The 22,960-nt window shown below is 61.0% G+C and carries 20 protein-coding genes, 1 pseudogene and 1 riboswitch; of the genes and pseudogenes, 15 read left to right on the forward strand and 6 right to left on the reverse strand.

Translation table 11 applies throughout. The features are described 5' to 3' along the window. Positions 1-160: 160 nt before the first annotated feature. The 4 genes from hldE (at position 161) to FBY12_RS20000 (ending at position 4,228) form a co-directional block, all read left to right on the forward strand. Positions 161-1,582 (forward strand): bifunctional D-glycero-beta-D-manno-heptose-7-phosphate kinase/D-glycero-beta-D-manno-heptose 1-phosphate adenylyltransferase HldE, encoded by a 1,422-nt coding sequence (hldE, locus tag FBY12_RS19985; RefSeq protein WP_092274247.1) that lies wholly within the window; start codon positions 161-163, stop codon positions 1,580-1,582. A gap of 126 nt (positions 1,583-1,708) precedes the next feature. Continuing rightward, the gene (locus FBY12_RS19990; RefSeq protein WP_145255235.1) at positions 1,709-2,689 is read left to right on the forward strand and encodes a glycosyltransferase; all 981 of its coding nucleotides are present in this window, start codon (positions 1,709-1,711) and stop codon (positions 2,687-2,689) included. Beyond that, on the forward strand, positions 2,686-3,390 hold the full coding sequence (locus FBY12_RS19995; protein WP_145255238.1) for a hypothetical protein: 705 nt from the start codon (positions 2,686-2,688) through the stop codon (positions 3,388-3,390). Before FBY12_RS19990 ends, FBY12_RS19995 begins: the two co-directional genes overlap by 4 nt. Positions 3,391-3,421: 31 nt before the next feature. Then, a complete protein-coding gene (locus tag FBY12_RS20000; RefSeq protein ID WP_145255240.1) occupies positions 3,422-4,228 on the forward strand; it encodes a hypothetical protein in 807 nt (268 codons plus the stop codon). A gap of 26 nt (positions 4,229-4,254) precedes the next feature. On the opposite strand, the gene FBY12_RS20005 is transcribed toward FBY12_RS20000, so the two are convergent. The 4 genes from FBY12_RS20005 to FBY12_RS20020 all read right to left on the reverse strand — a co-directional run bounded on the left by FBY12_RS20005 (position 4,255) and on the right by FBY12_RS20020 (position 8,087). After that, positions 4,255-5,226 (reverse strand): metal ABC transporter ATPase, encoded by a 972-nt coding sequence (locus FBY12_RS20005; protein ID WP_092274236.1) that lies wholly within the window; start codon positions 5,224-5,226, stop codon positions 4,255-4,257. Between the two features lie 32 nt (positions 5,227-5,258). Further along, positions 5,259-6,071: an aldo/keto reductase gene (locus tag FBY12_RS20010; RefSeq protein ID WP_145255243.1), complete on the reverse strand. Its 813-nt coding sequence runs from the start codon at positions 6,069-6,071 to the stop codon at positions 5,259-5,261. After that, on the reverse strand, positions 6,068-7,243 hold the full coding sequence (locus tag FBY12_RS20015; RefSeq protein ID WP_145255246.1) for an FAD-binding oxidoreductase: 1,176 nt from the start codon (positions 7,241-7,243) through the stop codon (positions 6,068-6,070). The genes FBY12_RS20010 and FBY12_RS20015 overlap by 4 nt, the downstream gene beginning before the upstream one ends. 511 nt (positions 7,244-7,754) lie before the next feature. Continuing rightward, positions 7,755-8,087: a multidrug efflux SMR transporter gene (locus FBY12_RS20020; RefSeq protein ID WP_008027887.1), complete on the reverse strand. Its 333-nt coding sequence runs from the start codon at positions 8,085-8,087 to the stop codon at positions 7,755-7,757. A gap of 102 nt (positions 8,088-8,189) precedes the next feature. Here FBY12_RS20020 and FBY12_RS20025 point away from each other — a divergent pair, with 102 nt between their 5' ends. Continuing rightward, on the forward strand, positions 8,190-9,110 hold the full coding sequence (locus FBY12_RS20025; RefSeq protein ID WP_101208350.1) for a LysR family transcriptional regulator: 921 nt from the start codon (positions 8,190-8,192) through the stop codon (positions 9,108-9,110). Continuing rightward, positions 9,103-10,380, forward strand: a complete 1,278-nt coding sequence (gene waaA / locus FBY12_RS20030) for a lipid IV(A) 3-deoxy-D-manno-octulosonic acid transferase (protein ID WP_145255248.1) — start codon at positions 9,103-9,105, stop codon at positions 10,378-10,380. Before FBY12_RS20025 ends, waaA begins: the two co-directional genes overlap by 8 nt. Positions 10,381-10,529: 149 nt before the next feature. Here waaA and FBY12_RS20035 read toward each other — a convergent pair whose 3' ends face one another. Further along, positions 10,530-11,969 (reverse strand): TolC family outer membrane protein, encoded by a 1,440-nt coding sequence (locus tag FBY12_RS20035; protein WP_145255251.1) that lies wholly within the window; start codon positions 11,967-11,969, stop codon positions 10,530-10,532. A gap of 192 nt (positions 11,970-12,161) precedes the next feature. Continuing rightward, a riboswitch (TPP riboswitch) is annotated at positions 12,162-12,267 on the forward strand. A 180-nt stretch (positions 12,268-12,447) separates the two neighbouring features. On the opposite strand from FBY12_RS20035, the gene thiC reads away from it, so the two are divergent. Both thiC and cytX read left to right on the forward strand, forming a co-directional pair. Then, positions 12,448-14,337, forward strand: a complete 1,890-nt coding sequence (thiC, locus tag FBY12_RS20040; protein ID WP_121732864.1) for a phosphomethylpyrimidine synthase ThiC — start codon at positions 12,448-12,450, stop codon at positions 14,335-14,337. Between the two features lie 174 nt (positions 14,338-14,511). Further along, complete coding sequence (cytX, locus tag FBY12_RS20050; protein WP_145255254.1) at positions 14,512-15,804, forward strand: putative hydroxymethylpyrimidine transporter CytX; 1,293 nt, start codon at positions 14,512-14,514, stop codon at positions 15,802-15,804. On the opposite strand, the gene FBY12_RS20055 is transcribed toward cytX, so the two are convergent. After that, positions 15,773-16,519, reverse strand: coding sequence for an RsiV family protein (locus FBY12_RS20055; RefSeq protein WP_092274211.1), 747 nt, complete (start codon positions 16,517-16,519; stop codon positions 15,773-15,775). The two genes, cytX and FBY12_RS20055, sit on opposite strands and share 32 nt — an antisense overlap. Positions 16,520-16,746: 227 nt before the next feature. Between FBY12_RS20055 and FBY12_RS20060 the strand changes: the two genes are divergently transcribed. The 7 genes and pseudogenes from FBY12_RS20060 to FBY12_RS20090 all read left to right on the forward strand — a co-directional run bounded on the left by FBY12_RS20060 (position 16,747) and on the right by FBY12_RS20090 (position 22,950). Beyond that, complete coding sequence (locus tag FBY12_RS20060; RefSeq protein WP_092274208.1) at positions 16,747-17,364, forward strand: NUDIX domain-containing protein; 618 nt, start codon at positions 16,747-16,749, stop codon at positions 17,362-17,364. Then, the gene (locus tag FBY12_RS20065; RefSeq protein ID WP_092274206.1) at positions 17,355-17,807 is read left to right on the forward strand and encodes a DUF1249 domain-containing protein; all 453 of its coding nucleotides are present in this window, start codon (positions 17,355-17,357) and stop codon (positions 17,805-17,807) included. Before FBY12_RS20060 ends, FBY12_RS20065 begins: the two co-directional genes overlap by 10 nt. A 99-nt stretch (positions 17,808-17,906) precedes the next feature. Continuing rightward, positions 17,907-18,722: a 3',5'-cyclic-AMP phosphodiesterase gene (cpdA, locus tag FBY12_RS20070; RefSeq protein WP_145255257.1), complete on the forward strand. Its 816-nt coding sequence runs from the start codon at positions 17,907-17,909 to the stop codon at positions 18,720-18,722. A 167-nt stretch (positions 18,723-18,889) separates the two neighbouring features. Continuing rightward, positions 18,890-19,498 (forward strand): YqiA/YcfP family alpha/beta fold hydrolase, encoded by a 609-nt coding sequence (locus FBY12_RS20075; RefSeq protein ID WP_092274199.1) that lies wholly within the window; start codon positions 18,890-18,892, stop codon positions 19,496-19,498. 41 nt (positions 19,499-19,539) lie between these two features. Continuing rightward, positions 19,540-21,444, forward strand: a complete 1,905-nt coding sequence (gene parE / locus FBY12_RS20080; RefSeq protein WP_145255260.1) for a DNA topoisomerase IV subunit B — start codon at positions 19,540-19,542, stop codon at positions 21,442-21,444. Further along, positions 21,444-22,433 carry an esterase-like activity of phytase family protein gene (locus FBY12_RS20085; protein WP_145255263.1) on the forward strand — a complete coding sequence of 330 codons (990 nt, stop codon included), beginning with the start codon at positions 21,444-21,446 and terminating at the stop codon, positions 22,431-22,433. The genes parE and FBY12_RS20085 overlap by 1 nt, the downstream gene beginning before the upstream one ends. Further along, positions 22,430-22,950, forward strand: a pseudogene (locus tag FBY12_RS20090) (TIGR02281 family clan AA aspartic protease). Before FBY12_RS20085 ends, FBY12_RS20090 begins: the two are co-directional and overlap by 4 nt. Positions 22,951-22,960 lie beyond the last annotated feature (10 nt).

The following is a 22,960-nucleotide window of genomic DNA, read 5'->3' on the forward strand; positions in this document are numbered from 1 at the left end:
CTATGTAGCCGTCGCGGTCGAAAAATCGCAGCCTGAGGTTTTCGAACCATTACAGGCTGCGATTTTTTGCTTTTGTGTACCTCAATTGTGCCTCGCGGCAGTCACGCCCCAACCCTGTGCTAATATCCCGCCCTTGTTCATTTTGTATGTGGGTTGCTCCATGAAGTTGTCCATGCCGCGATTCGATCAAGCCCCTGTATTGGTGGTCGGCGATGTCATGCTCGACCGTTACTGGCATGGTGGTACCTCACGGATTTCCCCTGAGGCGCCGGTACCGGTGGTGAAGGTCGAACAAATCGAGGACCGCCCGGGCGGTGCCGCCAACGTTGCACTCAATATCGCTGCACTGGGTGCGCCGGCCTCGCTGGTCGGCGTTACCGGCGACGATGAAGCTGCCGACAGCCTCGCCAACAGCCTCGAAGGCGCTGGCGTGCGCGCGTTGTTTCAGCGCATTGCGCATCAGCCGACCATCGTCAAGTTGCGGGTCATGAGTCGTCACCAGCAACTGCTGCGGATCGACTTTGAAGAACCGTTCGCCACTGACGCTCTGGCGCTGGGCGAGCAGGTCGACGAATTGCTGGAAGGCATCAAAGTGCTGGTGCTCTCGGATTACGGCAAAGGTGCGTTGAAAAACCATCAGGTGCTGATCCAGGCCGCCCGTGCCCGTGGCATTCCGGTGCTGGCCGACCCCAAGGGCAAGGATTTCTCGATTTACCGTGGTGCGAGCCTGATCACCCCGAACCTCAGCGAGTTCGAAGCCATCGTCGGCGGTTGCGCCGATGAGCACGAACTGGTGAGCAAGGGCGCGACGCTGATGCACGATCTCGACCTCGGCGCCTTGCTGGTGACCCGTGGCGAACATGGCATGACCCTGTTGCGCCCGGATCATCCGGCGCTGCACTTGCCGGCGCGGGCGCGTGAAGTGTTCGACGTCACTGGTGCCGGCGACACGGTAATTTCGACATTGGCCGCAGCGATTGCCGCTGGCGAAGAACTGCCCCACGCGGTGGCGCTGGCCAACCTGGCGGCGGGTATCGTCGTCGGCAAGCTCGGTACCGCGTGCATCAGCGCCCCGGAACTGCGCCGCGCGATTCAGCGCGAGGAAGGTTCCGAGCGTGGTGTGTTGGGTCTGGAGCAACTGTTGCTGGCGGTCGACGATGCGCGTGCGCACAAAGAGCGGATTGTCTTCACCAACGGCTGCTTCGACATCCTGCATGCCGGGCACGTGACCTACCTCGAGCAGGCGCGCGCTCAGGGTGATCGCTTGATTGTCGCGGTCAACGACGATGCCTCGGTGAGCCGCCTGAAAGGGCCGGGTCGGCCGATCAACAGTGTCGACCGACGCATGGCCGTACTGGCCGGGTTGGGCGCGGTGGACTGGGTGATCAGTTTTGCTGAAGGCACGCCGGAAAACCTCCTGCGCGAGGTCAAGCCGGACGTGTTGGTGAAGGGCGGCGACTACGGGATCGACCAGGTTGTCGGTGCTGACATCGTCAGCGCTTACGGCGGTACCGTTAAAGTGTTGGGGCTGGTTGAAAACAGCTCGACGACGGCGATTGTCGAGAAAATTCGCAGCCACTAATCAAGATTAACTACACCCGTTTCATACAGTGTATGAACGGGTTTTTTTGTGAGGATCACCGTCCAGATGCTATCGGCCGGTATTTAACCTAATGTTTCTAAGCTTTTGTCCCGTGGTAACCGATTTATGAAAGTAATGCTCCTGGTGATGGACGAGCAGCGCGTCATTCTGGATCGCCTGTATGAACTCGTGCAGCAAAACTGCGACGAGTGCGTCATCTATCGCCTGAGCAAAAAGCAGCAGATGAACCTGGGGCCGTTTCTCGCATCGGTCCATTACCAGACTTTTGACCGAGTGGTGATTTTCTCCCGGGTCAAACGCCTGGTGCCTCAACTGCGTGTCTTGAAGTGTATTCCCGGGCTGATTTTTCTTGAGCATGACGCTTATCAGAACTACATGCCCGAGAGTAAATACATGGGCGTTTACTCGCGGTTGTACAGCCGTTTGCCGAGTTCACGTGCGCTGGTTTCCGGGGCTGTGGTGGCGCGTCGCTTGCGCGCAGAAGACATCGACGCGGTGTTCGTTTCCAAGGGTTATGACGAACAGATGCTGCACAACACCGGCAGCGAGCGCGACATTCCGGTGGGTTTTCTCGGCAGTCTGAAAAGCACCGAGTACGCGCACCGAAAGGCATTGCTCAATTCGCTGGCGCGGCGTACCGGAATGCTCGTGACGCGGACCAAGTCCGGCACCGAGTACCTGCAAATGCTCAACCGCATCAAAATCTTCGTCAGTGCCGATATCGGCATGAACGAGTTCATGATCAAAAACTTTGAAGCCATGGCTTGCGGCTGCGTCTTGCTGGCCTGGAGTCAGGGCGAAGAGGACCAGCTGCTGGGTTTCCGTGATATGCACAACACGGTTTTCTACCGCTCTGAAGATGAAGCGGTGGAAAAACTCGAGTTGCTGCAGAACGACCCTGAGCTGACAGCGCGCATCGCCAGCAACGGCCAGGCGTTCGCCGAGAGCCAGTATTCGTTTGCCCGCGTCGGTCGCGCCCTCGCCACTGAAATTCAACGTGAAATGCGCCCGTGGCAGCCGCCTTCAGCGTTCACGCGGTTTTGGGTCAAGTTGCGCTACGGCATGCAGGTGCCGCAGCCGTCATGAACAAACAACCGTCGCAGACGGCTGAAACCCTGGCGCTGGACGCGCTGCCCGGTGGTTATCAATCCATTGAAAATGGCATGCCGCCGGCGCTCAAAGAGTGCCTGCGCAACGCCGCGCGAGTGGTGCTTGTCGCCAATAATCCAGCGATCACCCAAGCCGATTTCGCCGCGCTGAACATCGGCGCGGATGACGTGGTGGTCAGCTTCAACACCTGCGTGCTCGCACCGCTGCTGAGCCCGCACAGCGTGAATCTGTTTGTGCATGGCTTTAACGCGCCGGACGCGTATTTTTTTGGCCTGCCGTATGGCCCCGAAGTGCAGCGGCTGTTCGCGCAGAACCCGGCGCGGTGTTTCACCATGCTGGTCGGCTGCACCGGCGAGATGTGCCCGTTGCCGTCAGTGGCGCTGTATTGGGAGCGCATTCCGCTGCCGCCCTTGTGGCACTACCCGGTCGATCGTCCGGGCGGCAAACGTTACGTCGGCCCGACTACCGGCTTCAACGCGCTGGTACTGCTCGACTGGCTGCGCGGCCACGCCGGTTACAGCTATCAACTGATGACGCTGGGTTTTTCCAACGAAGCCGGCAAGCGCTGGGGCGGGCACGCCTGGGATTACGAGCGCGAATGGCTGCAACAAGCGGACGTCATCGTCACACCGCTGCGCCGTCGCAGTTGGTGGCAGAAACTGTTTAATCGCCAGTGATTACTGATCAACTTTCAAGGGGTGCTGTCGAGTGTTGAATATTGCGGTGGCTTTTTTTGGTATCCCGAGAAATTCGCAAATCTGCTTTCCATCGATTCAAGCAAACGTTCTTGCGCAGTTGCCTGCCGACAGCAACGTGAAGTGCTTCTACCACTTGTACAAAATCGACGAAGTGCAGAACTCGCGTTCCGGCGAACAGGGCTTGTTGGCGGCGGACAACTACGCGCCGTTCGAGACCATGACCGGGCGGCTCGACTCCACCGACGGAGTGCTCGAGCGCTGGGATTTTGAACAAGTGAAAGCGCTCGGCGACACCTGGGCGGATGATTTCGCCTCGCTGCGAAACCTGATTTATCAGCTCAATTCGCTGCACGAAGTGACGACGATGATGGAGTCGTTCAAACCCGATTTTGTCGTGTTCGTGCGCCCGGACAACTTCTTCCATACCGCGCTGCCGACCTACGTGTTCCAGCAACCCGAGGCGCGGCGGTTGAACGCTTACATTCCGGACTGGCAGTGGTGGGGCGGTTTGAATGATCGGTTTGCGGTTTGTGGTCGCGACACTTTTGTCGCCTACGGCAAACGGATCGAACGGATTTTCGATTTCAGCAAAGCCACCGGGCGCAAGTTGCATTCCGAGCGTTTGCTCAAGTTCGCCCTGCAACAGGCTGGAGCGAAGATTTGCACCGTGCCGACCCAGGCATCGCGCGTGCGGATCAGTGGCGCGTTTGCCGAGGAGTCGTTTTCGCCCAAGCGCGGCATGGGCAAACGCGAGAATCGTTATTTCCACTTTTTTGCGCGGTTGCGCACGCTGATCGACAAGCGCCGCGCAGGCTAGAACGGGCCTGCGCCACCACTCGAATGTTACGGTTCCTTGCGCAGACTGCCGCGCACCAGCCGCACCAGACGCAGGGCCTTGACGCTGAGTTTCTTCAAGCCGCGTCGAGGTGCCTTCGGCGCTTCCAGCCCTTGTTGCACCACCCAGTCTTTCCAGCGGATCCGCTCTTCGCGCACGGTCCAGCCTTCCTGAATCGCAAAACTCTCCGCCAGATACAGCCCGCGAGTGCTGGCCGGGATCAGCTTGTCGCGCTTGAGCGTGTACAGCTCGGGCAAAGGCACGCCTTCTTCCAGCGGCATCAAATACAGGTCCGGGCGCTTGCGATCGAGGCGCGCGACCAGTTGATCGCCCTCCAGCCGTTCGTCGACATGAAACAGGCTCAGCGATTTGGCTTCCTTGGGCACGTCGAGGCGCAAGTCGTAGATCAATTGCAGCGATGCCGTGGGCAAATGCACATAAGCGCGCGGACGTTCGATCAACTGCAGATTGGCGCTGCGCACGGGCCGCGCCGCGCCGGACAGCGGCGTCAGGCGAAAGGGCAGCGCTTCGCGATAATGCAGCGCAGACGAGTAGGGCGCCGGCAGCCACGTGTCGTTGAAACGCCCGCCGAGCCAGCCCTCCGGGGTCTCCAGCAGGCACTCTTCGGCAATTTCCTGGATCGCGGTGTGCAGCGGCAGGTTCAGCTCATGCGCCGGCACGTAACCGGAAATCAGCTTGAGCACCACGTCGCCACGGTCCTGCCGACGCTGGCGCACCAGCACCCAATAATCACGATTCTGCCAATGCAGGGTCAGACGCACCGAAACCCCGAGGTTGGCCAGCTCCAGGGCAAAACGCTCGTTGTCGGGCACCGTGACCGGGCGACGGCGTTGCAAGGTCTGGGAGAAATTCAGCGGCATCCCGACGCTTTGATAGCTCAGGCCTTCGGGCGTCGCTTCGACGAATAACGGCAGGGTCTTGAAGTTGCTCGGGTTCTTTCTAATGAGCGTACGCGGCATGTCGGCTCCTGCTTAAGGCCGCGTCGGCGGCATCAGTTTCTACGTAGGACCTTGGCAACGGTCGCGACGTTGTGGGCGAGGTGCAGCGGATTGATGGTCCCGACAATAGCACTGGCAACACCCGGATGTTCAAACAACAACTCGAAGCTGGCTTGCACGGCGTCGACGCCGGGGCTGAGGATGACGTGGCCGCTGGCGAGGGCTTTTTTCACCAGGATCGCTTTGCCATGCGCAGCAGCATAGTCAATGACGGCTTTCTCGCCCTGTTCGTTCAAATTGTAGGTGACCATCGCGCAGTCGCCCTGTTCCAGAGCCTTCAAACCACCCTCGACGGTTTTTCCGGAAAAGCCGAATCCGCGAATCTTGCCTTCCTGTTTCAGCGCCGCGAGCGTTGCATAGACTTCGCTGTCGTTGAGAATCGCCAGGTCGTTGCCGTCGGAGTGCACCAGCACCAGGTCGATAAAATCCGTTTCCAGACGTTGCAGGCTGCGTTCAACCGACAGCCGCGTATGCGCGGCGCTGAAGTCGTGGCTCGACTGACCATCGGCGAACTCTTCGCCGACCTTGCTGACGATCACCCAATCCTGACGCTGGCCGCGCAGCAATGGGCCGAGGCGTTCTTCGCTGTGGCCGTAGGCGGGCGCGGTGTCGATCAGATTGATGCCCATGTTGCGCGCCATTTGCAGGAGCATGCGCGCTTCTTCGTCGTTGGGGATCTGAAAGCCGTTGGGGTATTTCACCCCTTGGTCGCGGCCCAGTTTCACCGTGCCCAGGCCCAGCGGCGAAACCGTCAGGCCGGTGCTGCCCAAGGGACGATGCAAGTCGTGCAGAGTTGGTTGGCTCATGGCAGCAATTGCTCCCAGGCAGGAACGCCCATCGGTGGTTTCGGCAGCTCGGGCAACGGTTGTGTCGGGCCGGGCTGGATGTGGTCGCGGGCGAGGCTGGCGATGACGCGGTCGGCGAAGTCCGGCGCCAGGGCCAGTTTGGTCGGCCAACCGACCAGCAATTTGCCTTGCTCGGCGAGGAACGCGTTGTCTGGGCGGCTCAGGCCCGATTGCAGCGGCTCGGCGCGGTCGACGCGCAGGGTCGCCCATCGCGCAGTGCTGAGGTCGATCCACGGCAGCAATTGGCCAAGTTCTTTTTGCGCGGTGGCAATTTGCTCGGCCGGTTCGCGGGCCACGCCCTCGGCTTCGGCAATGTCGCCGCCCAAATACCAGACCCATTGGCCATCAGCCGCCGGATGGGTGGTCACGGTGATGCGCGGTTTGGTGCCACCGCCCAGGCAGTGGGCGTACAGCGGTTTCAGGCTCGGGCCTTTGGCGATAATCATGTGCAACGGCCGGCGCTGCATGGCCGGGTTGCTCAGGCCCAAAGCTTCGAGCAGCCCGGCGGTGCCGGCGCCGGCGCTGAGGACGATGCGCTGGGCGCGGATGTCGCGGCCATCGACTTTCAGCCCGACCAGCAAACCGGCCTCCAACAACGGCTCGATCACTTGGCCGGCGAGCAAGCCGTCGCCGGCCAGATCGGCGAGGCGCTGGATCAGGCTCGGCACGTCGATCACCAGTTCGGCCAAGCGGTAGACCTTGCCTTTGAAGCGCTTGTCTTGCAGCGCTGGCGGCAGTTGCTCGCCTTTGACCTGATCAACGCGGCCGCGCACGGCTTTACTCGCGAAGAAACTGGTGAGGTTGCCGGCGAGGGTGCCGGGCGACCACAGGTAATGGGCTTCGGAGAGCAGGCGCACGCCGCTGAGGTCGAGTTCGCCGTCACCGGCCAGCGCCTCGCGCCAGCGTCGCGGCATGTCGGCGATGGCCTCCGAAGCGCCGGTCAGCGCACCGTGCAGCGCGTACTTGGCGCCGCCGTGGATGATGCCCTGGGACTTCATACTCTGCCCGCCACCGAGGGTGGCGCTTTCCACCAGCACGGTCGAAAAACCTTGGCGGCGCAGGCGCGCATTCAGCCAGAGGCCGGCGACACCAGCGCCGACAATCAGAATGTCGGTGGAAATAACGGATGGCATGCTGACCTCAGTGTTCAAGACGAGGGCGCAGTATACAGATTCATGCCGAACGCAAACCTTGTAGCAGCTGCCGAAGGCTGCGTTCGAGGACGAAGTCCTCGCCCTCGGTCTCTCTGCAGAATCGCGCCATCAAGATTAACAACGACTTCGCAGCCGAACGCAAACCTTGTAGCAGCTGCCGAAGGCTGCGTTCGAGGACGCAGTCCTCGCCCTCGGTCTCTCTGCAGAATCGCGCCATCAAGGTTAACAACGACTTCGCAGCCGAACGCAAACCTTGTAGCAGCTGCCGAAGGCTGCGTTCGAGGACGCAGTCCTCGCCCTCGGTCTCTCTGCAGAATCGCGCCATCAAGGTTAACAACGACTTCGCAGCCGAACTCAAACCTTGTAGCAGCTGCCGAAGGCTGCGTTCGAGGACGCAGTCCTCGCCTCCGGTCTTTCTGAAGAATCGCGTTGCCAGAGTCAACGACTGCTTCGCAGCCGGACGCAGCCTGCGGCAGCTGCTACATGTACGTCAGTGGCCGGCGGTTTTCGAGAAGAGTTGTATGACCACCACGCCCAGCACGATCAGCGCCATCCCGAGCATTGCCGGCACGTCGAGTTTCTGCCCGTAGATAAACAGTGCCGCGACGCTGACCATCACAATTCCCATGCCGGCCCACACCGCGTACGCCACGCCCACCGGCACGCTGCGCACCACCAGCGTGAGCATCCAGAACGCGATGCCGTAACCGACAATCACCAGAATCAGCGGCAGTGGCGTGCTGAAACCCTTGACCGCTTTCATCGAAACAGTGGCAATCACTTCGGCGCAAATGGCGATGGCCAGGTAGTAGTAAGCGGTCATAGGTAAATCCTCGTCTGAAGTGCTGCTTTCTGGTCCGGCATTCTAGAGACTCCGCAGATGCGGTAAAGTCATTACCTATCGGCTGTGGAGATAGGTTGTGCAATGAACATTCAATGGAATCTTGAGCAACTGCGCCTGTTCGTCAGCGTAGCGGAGCAGCGCTCGTTCTCGGCAGTGGCCCGGGAGCAGCGCAAGGCGCAATCGGCGGTCAGCAGTTCGATTGCGCTGCTGGAAGAAGATTTGGGCGTGAGCCTGTTTGACCGCAGCAGCGGCCGCCAACCCAGGCTCACCGAGGCCGGCAATGCCTTGCTCGAAGAGGCGCGCGAAGTGCTGCGCCAATGCGAGCGCCTGAACGGTCGGGCGCTGGCGATGATGCGTGGCCAGGAAGCGCGGCTGCGGGTGGCGCAAGACGAAGCGATGCCTTATCAGCCGATCATCGAAAGTTTCGAAGCGCTGGCGGACAAATTCCCCAGCGTCGAAGTGCAACTGACCAGCGCCGCGCAGGGCGATGTGGCGCGCAAACTGGTCGAGCGCCGCGCCGATCTGGGTTTGCTGTTTTTCCATGATCAGATCCCCGAAGCGCTGGAGCGGCGGGTGCTGGGCAGCGTCGAAATGGTTACCGTGTGCGGCAAGGGTCATCCGTTGGCGAGCATGGCCGAAGTCGATTGCCAGCAACTGGCGCGGCATCGGCAGTTGCTGATGTCCACCGAATCCAGCGTCTACCCCGGCAGTGAGCCGGCGAGCCCGCAAGTCTGGCGCGCCGACAGTTTTTACGTGATGGCCGAATGGCTGGTGCGCGGCCTCGGCTGGGCGTGGCTGCCGCGCCACGTCGTGCAATACCCGACGTATCAGAATCAGATGGTCGAACTGGTCAGCGAATGGACCCCGCCAGCGCTGGTGGTCGAGCTGGTGTGGCGCCGCGACGAGCCACTCGGGCCAGCCGCGCGTTGGTTGGCAGAACGTTTTGCCGTGCACTTGCAGGCGATCGGCTTAAAAACCGATAAACTCCGCCGCCATGAATAGAACTCTCTACACCGCGCTGTTTTACCTGGGGCTGCCATTGGTAGCGATTCGGCTATGGCTGCGGGCGCGCAAGGCGCCGGCGTACGCCAAACGCATTGGCGAGCGCTTCTCATACGGCTTGCCGACGATGCAGCCCGGCGGCATTTGGGTGCACGCCGTGTCCGTGGGCGAAAGCATCGCCGCCGCGCCGATGATCCGCGCGCTGCTGCAGCGCTACCCGACGCTGCCGATTACCGTGACCTGCATGACGCCGACCGGATCCGAACGCATTCAGGCCTTGTTCGCCAACGAACCGCGCATCCAGCACTGTTATTTGCCTTACGACTTGCCGTGCGCAGCGGCGCGGTTCCTCGATCGCGTGCAGCCGAAACTCGCGGTGATCATGGAAACCGAGCTGTGGCCCAACCACATCCACCAATGCGCCAGACGCGGGATTCCGGTGGCGCTGGCCAATGCGCGATTGTCCGAGCGCTCGGCCAAAGGTTATGGCCGTTTTCGTAAACTCACCGCGCCGATGCTCGCCGAGATGAGTCTGTTTGCGGTGCAAACCGAGGCCGAGGCGCAGCGTTTCCGCGATCTCGGCGCGCGTCCGCAAACCGTCGAGGTGACTGGCTCGATCAAGTTCGACCTGACCATCGACCCAGCGCTGTTGCAACGCGCCGCCGAATTGCGCAGCCAGTGGCAGGCGCAGGAGCGCCCGGTGTGGATCGCCGCCAGCACTCACGAAGGTGAAGACGAAGTGGTGCTGGCGGCGCATCGGCAATTGCTCGCCAATCATCCCGACGCGTTGCTGATCCTGGTGCCGCGCCATCCGGAGCGTTTCAACTCGGTGTTCGAACTGTGCAAACAGCAGGGTTTTGCCACGGTGCGCCGTTCACTGGCCGAACCGGTGAGCGCCGGCACATCGGTGCTGCTGGGCGACACCATGGGCGAATTACTGTTTCTCTACGCGCTCGCCGACAGCGCGTTTGTCGGTGGCAGTCTGGTGCCGAATGGCGGGCATAACTTGCTGGAACCGGCAGCGCTGGCCAAACCGGTGCTGAGCGGTCCGCACCTGTTCAACTTCCTCGAAATCGCCGCGCAACTGCGCAGCGCCGGGGCGTTGGCCGAGGTCGAAGACGCCGAAGGTTTGGCAGTGGGGGTGCAGCGTCTGTTCGAATTGCCGCGCGATGCGCAGCGCATGGCGGAGGCGGGGTTGAGCGTGATGCGGCGCAATCAGGGTGCGTTGCAGCGGTTGCTGGATGGGTTGGGGCGGTTGCTCGATCGGTAAATTGTAGGAGCAACGCTTGCCCGCGATGGACCTTCAAGATCGCCATCGCGGGCAAGCCATGCTCCTACAAAGGTTGACGCTGATTCCGTTGGAGCAACGCTTGCTCGCGATAGCGATTTCAAGGACGCCATCGCGGGCAAGCCGTGCGCTTACTTACCAGGCCGGGCCTTGAGCTGTTCCGCCGCAGCCTTCGCCAGGTCCGGTGGCAGGAAGTCCTTGTCCGGGTTGTAGTCAGCTTTCAGATAACGCGCCAAATCCTGCAGATCCCCCGGGTTCAAAGTGCCTGCGGCTTGCTTCAACCGCAGGTTGTCGAGGATGTAGTCGTAACGCGTGTTGTTGTAGTTGCGCACCGAGGTGTAGAGCTGGCGCTGCGCGTCGAGCACGTCGACGATGTTGCGTGTGCCGACCTGATAACCGATTTCGGTGGCTTCCACCGCGCTCTGGTTGGAGATGATCGACTGCTTGCGCGCCTGCACTTGCTCGACGTCGGTGTTGACCGCGCGGTGCAGGTTGCGGGTGTTTTCCACCACTTGCCGACGCAATTGCTCGCGTTGCTGCTCGGTCTGGTCAAGTCGTGAGTAAGACTCGCGCACCTGCGAGTTGATCAGGCCGCCGCTGTAGATCGGGATGTTCACTTGCAGGCCGACGGTGGTCTGCTCGACGTTGCCGCCATACGGCTGGCCAAACACGCTCGGGTTGCTGAAACCCAGCGCATCGTTGTCACCCTTTTCGTATTTCGCCACCGCATCGAGGGTCGGCGCGTGGCCGGCCTTGCGTTGCTTGAGGGTTTCTTCGGCGGCGCTGACTGCATAGTTGCTGGCGAGCAGGTTGAGGTTCTGTTTCGCCGCGGTTTCGACCCAGGCTTTGGCATCGTTCGGCGCCGGCGGCAGGATCGGCAACGTGTGGACGATGCCCTGAATCGAGTTGTACTGGCGGTTGGTCAGCGTGATCAGCGCTTCAAACGCGTCATCCACCTGACGTTGCGCGAGGATCCGGTTGGCCCGCGCCGTGTCGTAGCTGGCTTGCGATTGCAGCACGTCGGTCTTGTCCGAGAGGCCGACATCGAAGCGCTCGTTGGACTGGTCGAGCTGGCGTTTGAACGCCGCTTCTTCAGCCTTGGTCGAGGCCAGATTGTCCTGGCTGCGCAGCACGTTGAAATAGCTTTCCGCCGCTTGCAGGATCAGGTTCTGCTCGGTCGCCGAGAGTTGCAGCGAGGCTTGCTCGTTGACGTCCTTGGCGGCCTGAAACTGGAACCAGCGATCGGCGCGGAACAGTGGCTGGGCCAAAGTCGCCTGGTAGGAATGAGCATCGCGGGTGGCGGTGCCGGACGGCTGATCGAGCTGGGTGCGCACCGAGCTCAGATTCGCCCCGCCCGACAGGTTCGGCAGCAATCCGGCGCGCGCCTGCGGCACGATTTCTTTCTGGGCGCCATATTGGGCGCGGGCGGCGGCGAGGTCGGCGTTGTTATCCACGGCTTCCTGATAAACACTGACCAGGTCGGTTTTGGTGGATAAGGGCGCTTCAGCGGCCCAGGCCATTCCATTGGAAGCACAAGACACGGCAAGGGCCAGTGAGAGTTTGCGCAGCATGCGGCCATCCCTAAAAAATTACGCTGATAATTTGAGCGCCAAAGGTACGGCGCGCTCCGCGCACGGTCAAGGCGTGGCGCAGCGTAGCGAGTGTAGATGGGCGCACGTTCGGCAACAATCCTGTAATCACGCCATTTATCATGCGGTTCGCACCGGGGTTGGCGTTCTTTGCCGGTTGTGTCTAGACTGGCCGGGTTCTTGTCGGGGTGCCTTGCTATGAGGCTGAGATCGAATAATTTCGGATCCCGTTGAACCTGATCAGGTTAACGCCTGCGTAGGGAACAAGATTTCTCGTCACCCGGCGAGTCCTCTTGTGCTTCGTCCGGGAAGTTGTTCGACAATCGACATTCGATATTCGACAACCCTCGAGCACTGAGCACAGCACCAACAGCATTTTCATCGCTGATTGGTCGCGTCCATTCGTTACAGGTTCGCTCCGACAACAATCCACTGCAGGATGCTGTCTGGAGAGCCCGTGATGACGATAAAACTAAAAAATACGACCAACCTGAGTGACTCGGCCCAAGTCGATCAACAGTCAGTGCAGCCGTTCACCCGTTCGCAAAAAATCTATGTTCAGGGTTCCCGCCCGGACATCCTCGTGCCAATGCGCGAAATCAGCCTCGACGTGACCCCGACCGACTTCGGCGGCGAGATCAACGCGCCGGTGGTTGTGTACGACACTTCGGGCCCGTACACCGACCCCAACGTGATTATCGACGTGCGCAAAGGCCTCGCCGATGTGCGTTCGCCGTGGATCGAAGCCCGTGGTGACACCGAGCGCCTGCCCGGCCTGAGCTCCAACTTCGGCCGCGAACGCCTCGCCGATGCCGAACTGACCAAACTGCGTTTCGCCCACGTCAACAACCCGCGCCGCGCCAAGGCTGGCGGCAACGTGACCCAGATGCACTACGCGCGCAAAGGCATCATCACGCCCGAGATGGAATTCGTTGCCATCCGCGAAAACATGAAGCTCGAAGTGGCGCGCGCCGCCGGCCTGCTCGACCAGCAACACCCCGGCCACAGCTTCGGCGCCAGCGTGCCGAAAATCATCACGCCTGAGTTTGTCCGTGAAGAAATCGCCCGCGGGCGCGCGATCATTCCGGCCAACATCAACCACACCGAACTGGAACCGATGATCATCGGCCGTAACTTCCTGGTGAAGATCAACGGCAACATCGGCAACAGTGCTTTGGGTTCGTCGATCGAAGAAGAAGTGGCGAAACTGACCTGGGGCATTCGCTGGGGCGCGGACAACATCATGGACTTGTCGACCGGCAAGCACATTCACGAAACCCGCGAGTGGATCATCCGCAACTCGCCAGTGCCGATCGGTACTGTGCCGATCTATCAAGCGCTGGAAAAAGTCGGCGGCGCCGCTGAAGACCTGACCTGGGAGCTGTTCCGCGACACGCTGATCGAGCAAGCCGAGCAGGGCGTCGACTACTTCACCATCCACGCCGGCGTGCTGTTGCGCTACGTGCCGCTGACCGCCAAACGCGTGACCGGCATCGTCTCGCGGGGCGGTTCGATCATGGCCAAGTGGTGCCTGGCGCATCACAAGGAAAGCTTCCTCTACACCCATTTCGAAGACATCTGCGAAATCATGAAGGCCTACGACGTCAGCTTCTCGCTGGGCGATGGCTTGCGTCCGGGCTCGATTGCCGACGCCAACGATGCGGCGCAATTCGGTGAGCTGGAAACCCTCGGCGAGCTGACCAAAATCGCCTGGAAACACGACGTGCAAACCATGATCGAAGGCCCGGGCCACGTGCCGATGCAGTTGATCAAGGAGAACATGGACAAGCAGCTCGAGTGCTGCGACGAGGCGCCGTTCTACACCCTCGGCCCGCTGACCACCGACATTGCGCCGGGCTACGACCACATCACCTCCGGCATCGGCGCGGCGATGATCGGCTGGTTCGGTTGCGCGATGCTTTGCTACGTCACGCCGAAGGAACACTTGGGCCTGCCGAACAAGGATGACGTGAAGACCGGGATCATCACTTACAAGATTGCCGCGCACGCGGCGGACTTGGCCAAGGGACATCCGGGCGCGCAGATTCGCGACAACGCCTTGAGCAAGGCGCGCTTCGAATTCCGTTGGGAAGACCAGTTCAACCTCGGTCTCGATCCGGACACCGCACGTTCGTATCACGATGAAACGCTGCCGAAGGATTCGGCGAAAGTCGCGCATTTCTGTTCGATGTGCGGGCCGAAGTTCTGCTCGATGAAAATCACCCAGGAAGTCCGGGAATACGCGGCCAACCAGCGGATTGAAACAGTGGATGCCGAAGTCGCCCAAGGCTTGGCGGAGCAGGCTGAGCGGTTCAAGCAGGAAGGCAGTCAGCTGTACAAGAAGGTTTGATCTGATCCGCAGCGCCAGTCCTCGAGACTGGCGCAGCTCTTGTAGGAGCGAGGCTTGCCCGCGAAGGCGTCATCACATTCAACATCGACGTTGACTGACACACCGCCTTCGCGGGCAAGCCTCGCTCCTACAGAGGATCGATTACAAAAATAATATCCCTCTGAGATAACACCCTTGAGCATTCAACCCAGCACTTATTCCCCTGACATTGCGGTGCCGACCGACAAACGTGTGTTCGGCGGCCGCGATCTGTTTTCCCTGTGGTTTTCCCTCGGCATCGGCCTGATGGTCTTGCAGACCGGCGCATTGCTCGCGCCGGGGCTGGGCTTGTCCGGCTCGTTGCTGGCAATTTTTCTCGGTACGCTGGTCGGCGTGCTGCTGCTGGCCGCCGTCGGCGTGATCGGCAGCGACACCGGCCTGTCGTCGATGGCCGCGCTCAAGCTCAGCCTGGGCAAACACGGCGCGAGCCTGCCGGCAGTGCTCAACTTGCTGCAACTGATCGGTTGGGGCTCGTTCGAAATCATCGTCATGCGCGACGCTGCCAGCCTGCTCGGCGCGCGGGCGTTCAGCGACGGTAGCCTGCTCGCCAATCCACTGCTCTGGACCGTATTTTTCGGTGGCCTCGCGACCCTGCTCGCCGTCAGCGGGCCGCTGACGTTCGTGCGGCAGATCCTGCGCAAGTGGGGCATTTGGCTGCTGCTGGCCGCGTGCATCTGGCTGACCTGGAACCTGTTCGCCAAGGCCGATCTGGCCGCGTTGTGGGCGCAGGCCGGTGACGGTTCGATGCCATTTGCGGTGGGTTTCGATATCGCCATCGCCATGCCGCTGTCGTGGCTGCCGCTGATTGCCGACTACTCACGTTTCGGCAAACGCGCGAAAAACGTGTTTGGCGGCACTGCGATTGGCTTCTTTATCGGTAACTTCTGGCTGATGAGCCTCGGCGTTGCCTACACCCTGGCGTTCGCGCCGAGCGGTGAAGTGAATGCCTTGCTGTTGGCGTTGGCCGGTGCCGGCCTGGGGATTCCACTGCTGCTGATTCTGCTGGACGAGTCGGAAAACGCCTTTGCCGATATTCATTCGGCGGCGGTGTCGAGCGGGATGCTGTTGCGCTTGAAGGTCGAGCACCTGGCGTTGGCCATCGGTGTCATTTGCACGTTGATCGCGTTGCTGGCGCCATTGGCGCAGTACCAGAACTTCCTGTTGCTGATCGGTTCGGTGTTTGCGCCACTGTTCGGCGTGGTGCTGGTGGATCACTTCATCCTGCGCAAACGCAGCGGCCAAGTGGCTTCAGCCGCGTTGCGCTGGCCGGCGCTGCTCGCCTGGCTGGGCGGGGTCAGCACCTATCATTTGCTGGCCAATCTGCATCCGGATGTCGGCGCAACCCTGCCGGCGTTGATCGTGGCAGGGCTGCTGCAACTGGTGCTCGGTCGAGCCTTCAGTTACGGCCGGGAAACAGTTCGGGTCTGAGGATGCCGTTCAGGCGCGGGTAGGGGATCTTCAGTTCGATGTGGCCCAGCGCGTACGGCGCGATGGTGCTGGTTTCGTACTTGAGGATCACCCCACCGTAGGTCAGCGCGACGTTCTGGGTTTTCTGGAACTGCCAGTTCTTCAGGAACTCCGGTTCCTGATCGAGCTTGGTGCTGATCAGCCAGCTGTTGTGCGCCACTTGCGCGGCTTTCCAGAACGCTTCTTCCTGACCCGGCAGCAACATGTCCGACAACGTCAGCACTTTGTGCTGCTGGCGCGAATAGTTGACGAAGCTGCGGCCCGGCGTGCCATGCGCGCCGCCGGTGTCCAGGTAGCTGGAAAACTCGACGATCACCAAGCCGTCATGCTGCTCACGTACTTTGGCTTGCAGGTAACTGCTGGAGCGCGGCTCGGCATTGCGCAGGAATTGGTCGCGATACGCGGCGAGTGTCGGCGCGGCTGGCGCGTCGGCGGAGGTGCGGGTCAATTGCAGCAGGTTTCGCTCAACGATGCCGTCCAGCTGTGGCTCGTCCGGGAATCGCAGGGTATCGATATTCACCAAAGGGCAATCTGCCGTGGTGCAACCCGGTTTCAGGGTTTCCGAGGCATCGCGGGTGGTTTCCAGCGGCGTCCGGTAATTGGGTTGGAACAGGCTTTGGCAGGCGCCCAACGTCAGGGCGATTGCGGCCACGGAGGCGATTTTAAAAAGCGACATGGGCGTCCTTCATAAAACAGGGAAAGGCGAAAAGTTACCGCTTCGACTGTCAACGAAGCAGTCAGTTCGCCACTAAGCTAATTAGAGTTGGTTTCGCCCTCACCGTCTATCCCGCTGATGGTAAAGGGGCTGCATCAACCGCAGTCGCGCGTTAGGATGGCGCGAAAGCGAGGTCGCCAGTCACCACCCGGAACCTCGTTACGGATAAGCAGCACACGAGGATTGTCATGACTGATTTTGCCAACGCCACCCCGACCACCGTTGAGATCGTTCGACGCGAAAAATGCTACGAGGGCTTCTACAAACTCGATCGCCTGCATTTGCGTCACGAATTGTTTGCCGGTGGCATGAGTCGCGAGATCAATCGTGAAGTGTTTGTGCGTCACGATGCGGTTTGCGTGCTGCCTTACGATCCGCAGCGCGATGAAGTGGTGCTGATCGAGCAGTTTCGCGTCGGCGCCATGGGCAAGACGTCCAACCCTTGGCTGATCGAGCTGGTCGCCGGTCTGATCGACAAGGATGAGCAGCCGGAAGAAGTTGCTCACCGCGAGGCGCAGGAGGAAGCTGGGCTGGTGTTCGCGGCGCTGTGGCCGATGACCAAGTATTTCCCGTCACCGGGCGGCAGCAACGAATTCGTCCACTTGTATTTGGGGCGTTGTGAAACCGATGGAGTCGGAGGCCTGCATGGACTGGCAGAAGAAGCGGAAGATATCCGCGTCACGGTATGGGCGTTCGAAGACGCGCTGCAAGCCGTACGCGACGGACGAATTGCCAACGCGGCCAGCATCATTGCTTTGCAATGGCTTGCTTTGAACCGCGCTGAAGTGAGGGGGTTATGGTCGTAAACAAGTTGCGCGATCGCTATCGTGTCGACCTCGCCGGGCTGCAAGCCTCGTGCGAGGCCAACTACGCGCGCCTGATGCGACTGCTCCCGGACATGCGCAGCGAACCCGAGGCGCGGCGCATTGCCGTGACTCAGGGTGATCAGATGCTCGGCGTGCTGGCGCTGGAAGTGCTGCAAGTCTGCCCGTATACCACGACCCTGCAAGTGCGCCAGGAACACAGTCTGCCGTGGTTGCCGGTGCCGCAACTGGAAGTTCAGGTGTATCACGACGCGTGCATGGCCGAGGTGGTCAGCGCCGAACATGCAAGACGCTTTCGGGGCATCTATCCTTATCCGAATGCGGCGATGCATCAGCCGGATGAAAAAGCCCAGCTCAATCTGTTCCTGGGGGAATGGCTGAGTCATTGCCTTGCGTGCGGGCATGAGTACGCGGTTGTGCGTTAGATGTGAACTGTGTCGGGTTCCGCGCTTTCCTCTTTTGACCTTCCCCCAGCATAATTGCGGCTTCTATCCAATTCCGTGATTCAGCCTCGGGAGAACGCCTTGCCCAGCGTATCCACATTGACCACCGCCGATCCGGCGTTGCTGGTGCAGTTATCCGACAGTCATTTGTTCGCCGAGGCGGACGGTTCCTTGCTGGGGATGAAAACGCGCGAGAGCCTGCAACGGGTGATCGAGCTGGTTCGCCAGCAGCAGCCGCAGATCGACTTGATCATTGCCAGTGGTGATATTTCCCAGGATGGGACGTTGGCGTCGTATCAGCAGTTTCGCGATTTGACCCGGCAACTGGATGCGCCGGCGCGCTGGATTCCGGGCAATCACGACGAGCCGCAGGTGATGGCTGAGGCGGCGGTGCAGAGCGCGCTGCTGGAGCCGGTGGTGGATGTGGGGAATTGGCGGGTGACGCTGCTGGATTCGGCGGTGCCTGGCTCCGTTCCCGGTTATTTGCAGGATGAGCAGTTGCAGCTGTTGGCGCGTGCTTTGAGTGAGGCGCCGGAGCGGCATCATTTGGTGTGTTTTCATCATCATCCGGTGTCGATTGGCTGCGCGTGGATGGAGCCGATCGGGTTGCGTAATCCTGAGGCGCTGTTTGCCGTGCTGGATCGGTTTCCTCAGGTGCGCGGCGTTTTGTGGGGGCATGTGCATCAGGAGATCGATCAAATGCGCGAGGGCGTGCGGTTGATCGCCTCGCCTTCGACTTGCATTCAGTTCGAGCCCGGCAGTGAGGATTTCAAGGTCGGGGAACAGGCGCCGGGGTATCGGTGGTTGCGGTTGTTGCCGGATGGCTTGATTGAAACCGGCGTTGAGCGGGTCAGCGGGTTCGACTTCACGGTCGATTACGGCTCCAACGGCTATTGATTGCGGGGCCTCACCCGTTGCCGCGGTGATGGCAACGCCCAAAATCCCCTGTAGCAGTGAGCCTGCTCGCGATTGATTCTCCCCACCACCAACTTCCCCAACCCTATCCCCGATCCCCGCGTCTCCCTGTAAACTCCGCCTCTTTACCCGACGCTCAGGGAGCTCTAATGTCCGGTTCGATCCTTTATATCCACGGCTTCAACAGCGCGCCGGCCTCGAAGAAGGCCAGCCAGTTGATCAATGTGATGGAGCGCCTGGGCCTGAGCGACCACTTGCAGGTGCCGGCCTTGCATCATCATCCGCGCGAGGCCATCGGTCAGTTGAATCGGGCGATCGAGGAGCTTGGGCGGCCGCTGCTGGTCGGCAGCTCACTCGGCGGCTACTATGCGACTCACTTGGCCGAGCAGCATGGCCTCAAGGCGTTGCTGGTCAATCCCGCCGTCAGTCCGCACCGGATGTTTGACGGGTTTCTGGGGACGCAGAAAAACCTCTACACCGATGAATCCTGGGAGTTGACCCACGACCATGTGGCGGCGCTCGCCGAGCTGGAAGTGCCGGCGCCTCGGGATCCGCAGCGGTTTCAGGTGTGGTTGCAGACCGGCGATGAAACGCTGGATTATCGGCACGCCCAGCAGTATTACCGGGCCTGCGCGTTGCGTATCCAGGCCGGCGGCGACCATGGTTTCCAGGGGTTTGCCGAGCGATTGCCGGCGCTGTTGAGTTTTGCCGGCATCGGCGCAGATTTGTATCAGGCGATTGATTTCACGGCACTGTGAACCCTCGCCCCTTTTCATAGAACATTTGACGACGAGACCCCATGGCCACTCCCAGCGCTAGCTCTTATAACGCCGACGCCATCGAAGTCCTCTCGGGCCTCGACCCGGTGCGTAAACGCCCCGGCATGTACACCGACACCAGTCGGCCGAATCACTTGGCCCAGGAAGTCATCGACAACAGCGTCGACGAAGCCTTGGCCGGGCACGCGAGCACGGTGCAGGTCATCCTGCACGCCGATCATTCGCTGGAAGTCAGCGATGACGGGCGTGGCATGCCGGTCGACATTCACCCGGAAGAGGGCGTGTCGGGCGTTGAGCTGATCCTCACCAAACTCCATGCGGGCGGCAAGTTTTCCAACAAGAACTACCAGTTCTCCGGCGGTTTGCACGGGGTGGGTATTTCCGTGGTCAACGCCTTGTCGAACGAAGTCCGGGTGCGCGTAAAGCGTGAAGGCAACGAATACCAGATGACTTTCGCGGACGGTTACAAAAAAACCGAACTGGAAGTGATTGGCACCGTCGGCAAGCGCAACACCGGCACCAGCGTGTTCTTCGCGCCGGACCCGAAATATTTCGACTCACCAAAATTCTCCATCAGCCGCCTCAAGCACGTGCTCAAGGCTAAAGCCGTTCTGTGCCCGGGGCTGCTGGTCAGTTTTGAAGACAAGGCCAGCGGCGAGAAAGTCGAATGGCACTACGAAGACGGTCTGCGCTCGTATCTGGTGGACGCGGTCAACGGTTTTGAACGTCTGCCGGACGAACCATTCTGCGGCAGCCTCGCCGGTAATAAAGAAGCGGTCGATTGGGCGTTGCTGTGGTTGCCGGAAGGTGGCGACAGCGTTCAGGAAAGCTACGTCAACCTGATCCCGACGGCGCAGGGCGGTACCCACGTCAACGGTTTGCGTCAGGGCTTGCTCGATGCGATGCGCGAATTCTGTGAATTCCGCAGCCTGCTGCCGCGCGGTGTGAAACTGGCGCCGGAAGACGTCTGGGAACGCATTGCCTTCGTCCTGTCGATGAAGATGCAGGAGCCGCAATTCTCCGGCCAGACCAAGGAACGCCTGTCCTCGCGTGAAGCGGCGGCGTTTGTCTCCGGGGTGGTCAAGGATGCGTTCAGCCTGTGGCTCAACGCGCACCCGGAAACCGGCATGCTCCTGGCGGAACTGGCGATCAACAACGCCGGCCGTCGTCTGAAAGCGAGCAAGAAAGTCGAGCGCAAACGCGTGACTGCCGGTCCGGCGTTGCCGGGCAAACTGGCGGATTGCGCCGGGCAAGACCCGATGCGTTCCGAGCTGTTTCTGGTCGAAGGTGATTCCGCCGGCGGTTCCGCCAAACAAGCGCGGGACAAGGAGTTCCAGGCGATCCTGCCGTTGCGCGGCAAGATCCTCAACACCTGGGAAGTCGATGGCAGCGAAGTGCTCGCCAGTCAGGAAGTGCACAACATCGCCGTGGCGATTGGCGTCGATCCGGGCTCGGCGGACATTGCGCAGCTGCGTTACGGCAAGATCTGCATCCTCGCCGACGCCGACTCCGACGGTCTGCACATCGCCACGTTGCTGTGCGCGTTGTTCGTCCAGCATTTCCGCCCGTTGGTGGATGCCGGTCACGTCTACGTGGCGATGCCGCCGCTGTACCGCATCGACTTGGGCAAAGAGATTTACTACGCGCTGGACGAAGCCGAGCGCGATGGCATTCTTGATCGTCTGGTTGCCGAGAAAAAGCGCGGCAAACCGCAGGTCACCCGATTTAAAGGTCTGGGTGAAATGAACCCGCCGCAACTGCGCGAAACCACCATGGACCCGAACACTCGGCGTCTGGTGCAGTTGACGCTGGACGATTTCGAAGCGACCTCGGAAATGATGGACATGCTGCTGGCGAAGAAACGCGCCGGTGATCGCAAGTCGTGGCTGGAGTCCAAGGGTGACCTGGCCGAGGTGCTCGGCTGATGCGTTTTGGCTTTGCCCTGGCGTGTGTCTGGCTGCTGGTTTCGGCTACGGCGTCTGCCGAGCCGGCGCCGCAGCTGCGCCTGGTGTCCGAGCATGCCGTCGATGGCATGCGCGGCGGCAACCTGTCGGGGCTGGCGCAATGCGGTCAGGAGCTGTGGACAATTTCTGATCGCGACGACGATCAAATCTACCGTCTTGATACCCGCGCCGAACCCTGGCAGGCCGAAGCTGTGCGCATCGACGTACCGCCGGTGCCCGACAGCGGTTTGCCGCTGGGCCTGAGTTCGCGGACCTGGGCGGCGTCGTTTGTGCGCGGCGGTGATCTGGATTTTGAAGGCATCACCTGCGACAGCGCCGGCAACCGGTACGTCGTCAGCGAATCCCACGCCGCCGTGCTGCAAGTGACACCGCAGGGCGCCGCGTCGTGGCTGAAGATTTCGCCGATGCTGGTGCGCGAAGCCCGGGCCAGCGGCATGTTGCTGCGTTTCAACGCCTTGTTCGAAGGGCTGGCGATCAACCCGGAAGGCAACGCCTTGTGGCTGGCTGCCGAGCGTGAGAGCCGTGGATTACTGCTGATCAAACGTCAGCAAACCGTCTGGGATTGCGACGGTCGCTGCGTGCTGTTGAGTGAAGCAGGGCTGGAAATGCAACCCGCGCAGTTTCCGCGAGCGCGCGCGGTTTCCCGTGATTTTGCCGACTTGTCGTTGTTCAACGGCAAGCTTTTTACCCTCGAACGCAACGCGTTTCAGATCTGTCGACGCGACGCGCTGACGGCGAAAGTCGAGCGGTGCTGGTCGTATGCCGACGAAGCCCTGCATGAGCAACGGCGTTATCCACAGGCCTATGGTCTGGCGGAAGCGCTGGTGGTCAACGCCGACGGTGCCTGGATCGGCATCGACAACAACTTCGGGGTGCGCGCCGACGGTGAAGTTCGTCCGATCGTCTGGCGCTTCGCCGCGCCTGAAGGTGGCTGGGGTGCCAAGCCATGAGCCAGCAGCCGCCGGGCAAACGCGCCGGTCGGGTCTTGATGATTCTCGCCTGGTGCGCGGCGCTGTTTCTGGCGACGCGGTTTTTCGGCCAGTGGGAAGAGCGTCAGCAGAACCCCAACGCCGAGGTCGTTTCACAGCAGGGCGAAGGGTTTATCGAAGTGAAACTGGTGGGCAATCACCAAGGGCATTTTGTCGCCAGCGGCCAGATCAACGGTCAGCGGTGGATTTCATGCTCGACACCGGGGCCACCGATGTGGCGATTCCGGTCAGCGTCGCGCAGCGCTTGAAACTGGAGAAGGGCTTCGGCGTGACCCTGAGCACCGCCAATGGTTTGAGCCAGGGTTACCGAACCCGCATCGATCGGCTGCAACTGGGCGATATCGTGCTGCGTGATGTTCGCGCGCTGGTCGCGCCAGGCCTGGATGGCAATCAGGTGCTGCTCGGCATGAGCGCACTGAACAAACTTGAATTTACCCAGCGCGGTGGCACCATGCTGCTGCGCCAGACCACGAAATAATGAGGCCCGC

The organism is Pseudomonas sp. SJZ131 (assembly GCF_007828705.1).
Classification (GTDB): Bacteria; Pseudomonadota; Gammaproteobacteria; order Pseudomonadales; family Pseudomonadaceae; genus Aquipseudomonas; species Aquipseudomonas prosekii.

Excerpts from the sequence above, each read along its gene's own strand:
- hldE (WP_092274247.1), top strand. The coding sequence starts at position 161 with ATGAAGTTGTCCATGCCGCGATTCGATCAAGCCCCTGTATTGGTGGTC.
- FBY12_RS19990 (WP_145255235.1), top strand. The coding sequence starts at position 1,709 with ATGAAAGTAATGCTCCTGGTGATGGACGAGCAGCGCGTCATTCTGGAT.
- FBY12_RS19995 (WP_145255238.1), top strand. The coding sequence starts at position 2,686 with ATGAACAAACAACCGTCGCAGACGGCTGAAACCCTGGCGCTGGACGCG.
- FBY12_RS20005 (WP_092274236.1), bottom strand. The coding sequence starts at position 5,226 with ATGCCGCGTACGCTCATTAGAAAGAACCCGAGCAACTTCAAGACCCTG.
- FBY12_RS20010 (WP_145255243.1), bottom strand. The coding sequence starts at position 6,071 with ATGAGCCAACCAACTCTGCACGACTTGCATCGTCCCTTGGGCAGCACC.
- FBY12_RS20015 (WP_145255246.1), bottom strand. The coding sequence starts at position 7,243 with ATGCCATCCGTTATTTCCACCGACATTCTGATTGTCGGCGCTGGTGTC.
- FBY12_RS20020 (WP_008027887.1), bottom strand. The coding sequence starts at position 8,087 with ATGACCGCTTACTACTACCTGGCCATCGCCATTTGCGCCGAAGTGATT.
- FBY12_RS20025 (WP_101208350.1), top strand. The coding sequence starts at position 8,190 with ATGAACATTCAATGGAATCTTGAGCAACTGCGCCTGTTCGTCAGCGTA.
- waaA (WP_145255248.1), top strand. The coding sequence starts at position 9,103 with ATGAATAGAACTCTCTACACCGCGCTGTTTTACCTGGGGCTGCCATTG.
- FBY12_RS20035 (WP_145255251.1), bottom strand. The coding sequence starts at position 11,969 with ATGCTGCGCAAACTCTCACTGGCCCTTGCCGTGTCTTGTGCTTCCAAT.
- thiC (WP_121732864.1), top strand. The coding sequence starts at position 12,448 with ATGACGATAAAACTAAAAAATACGACCAACCTGAGTGACTCGGCCCAA.
- FBY12_RS20055 (WP_092274211.1), bottom strand. The coding sequence starts at position 16,519 with ATGTCGCTTTTTAAAATCGCCTCCGTGGCCGCAATCGCCCTGACGTTG.
- FBY12_RS20060 (WP_092274208.1), top strand. The coding sequence starts at position 16,747 with ATGACTGATTTTGCCAACGCCACCCCGACCACCGTTGAGATCGTTCGA.
- FBY12_RS20065 (WP_092274206.1), top strand. The coding sequence starts at position 17,355 with ATGGTCGTAAACAAGTTGCGCGATCGCTATCGTGTCGACCTCGCCGGG.
- FBY12_RS20075 (WP_092274199.1), top strand. The coding sequence starts at position 18,890 with ATGTCCGGTTCGATCCTTTATATCCACGGCTTCAACAGCGCGCCGGCC.
- parE (WP_145255260.1), top strand. The coding sequence starts at position 19,540 with ATGGCCACTCCCAGCGCTAGCTCTTATAACGCCGACGCCATCGAAGTC.
- FBY12_RS20085 (WP_145255263.1), top strand. The coding sequence starts at position 21,444 with ATGCGTTTTGGCTTTGCCCTGGCGTGTGTCTGGCTGCTGGTTTCGGCT.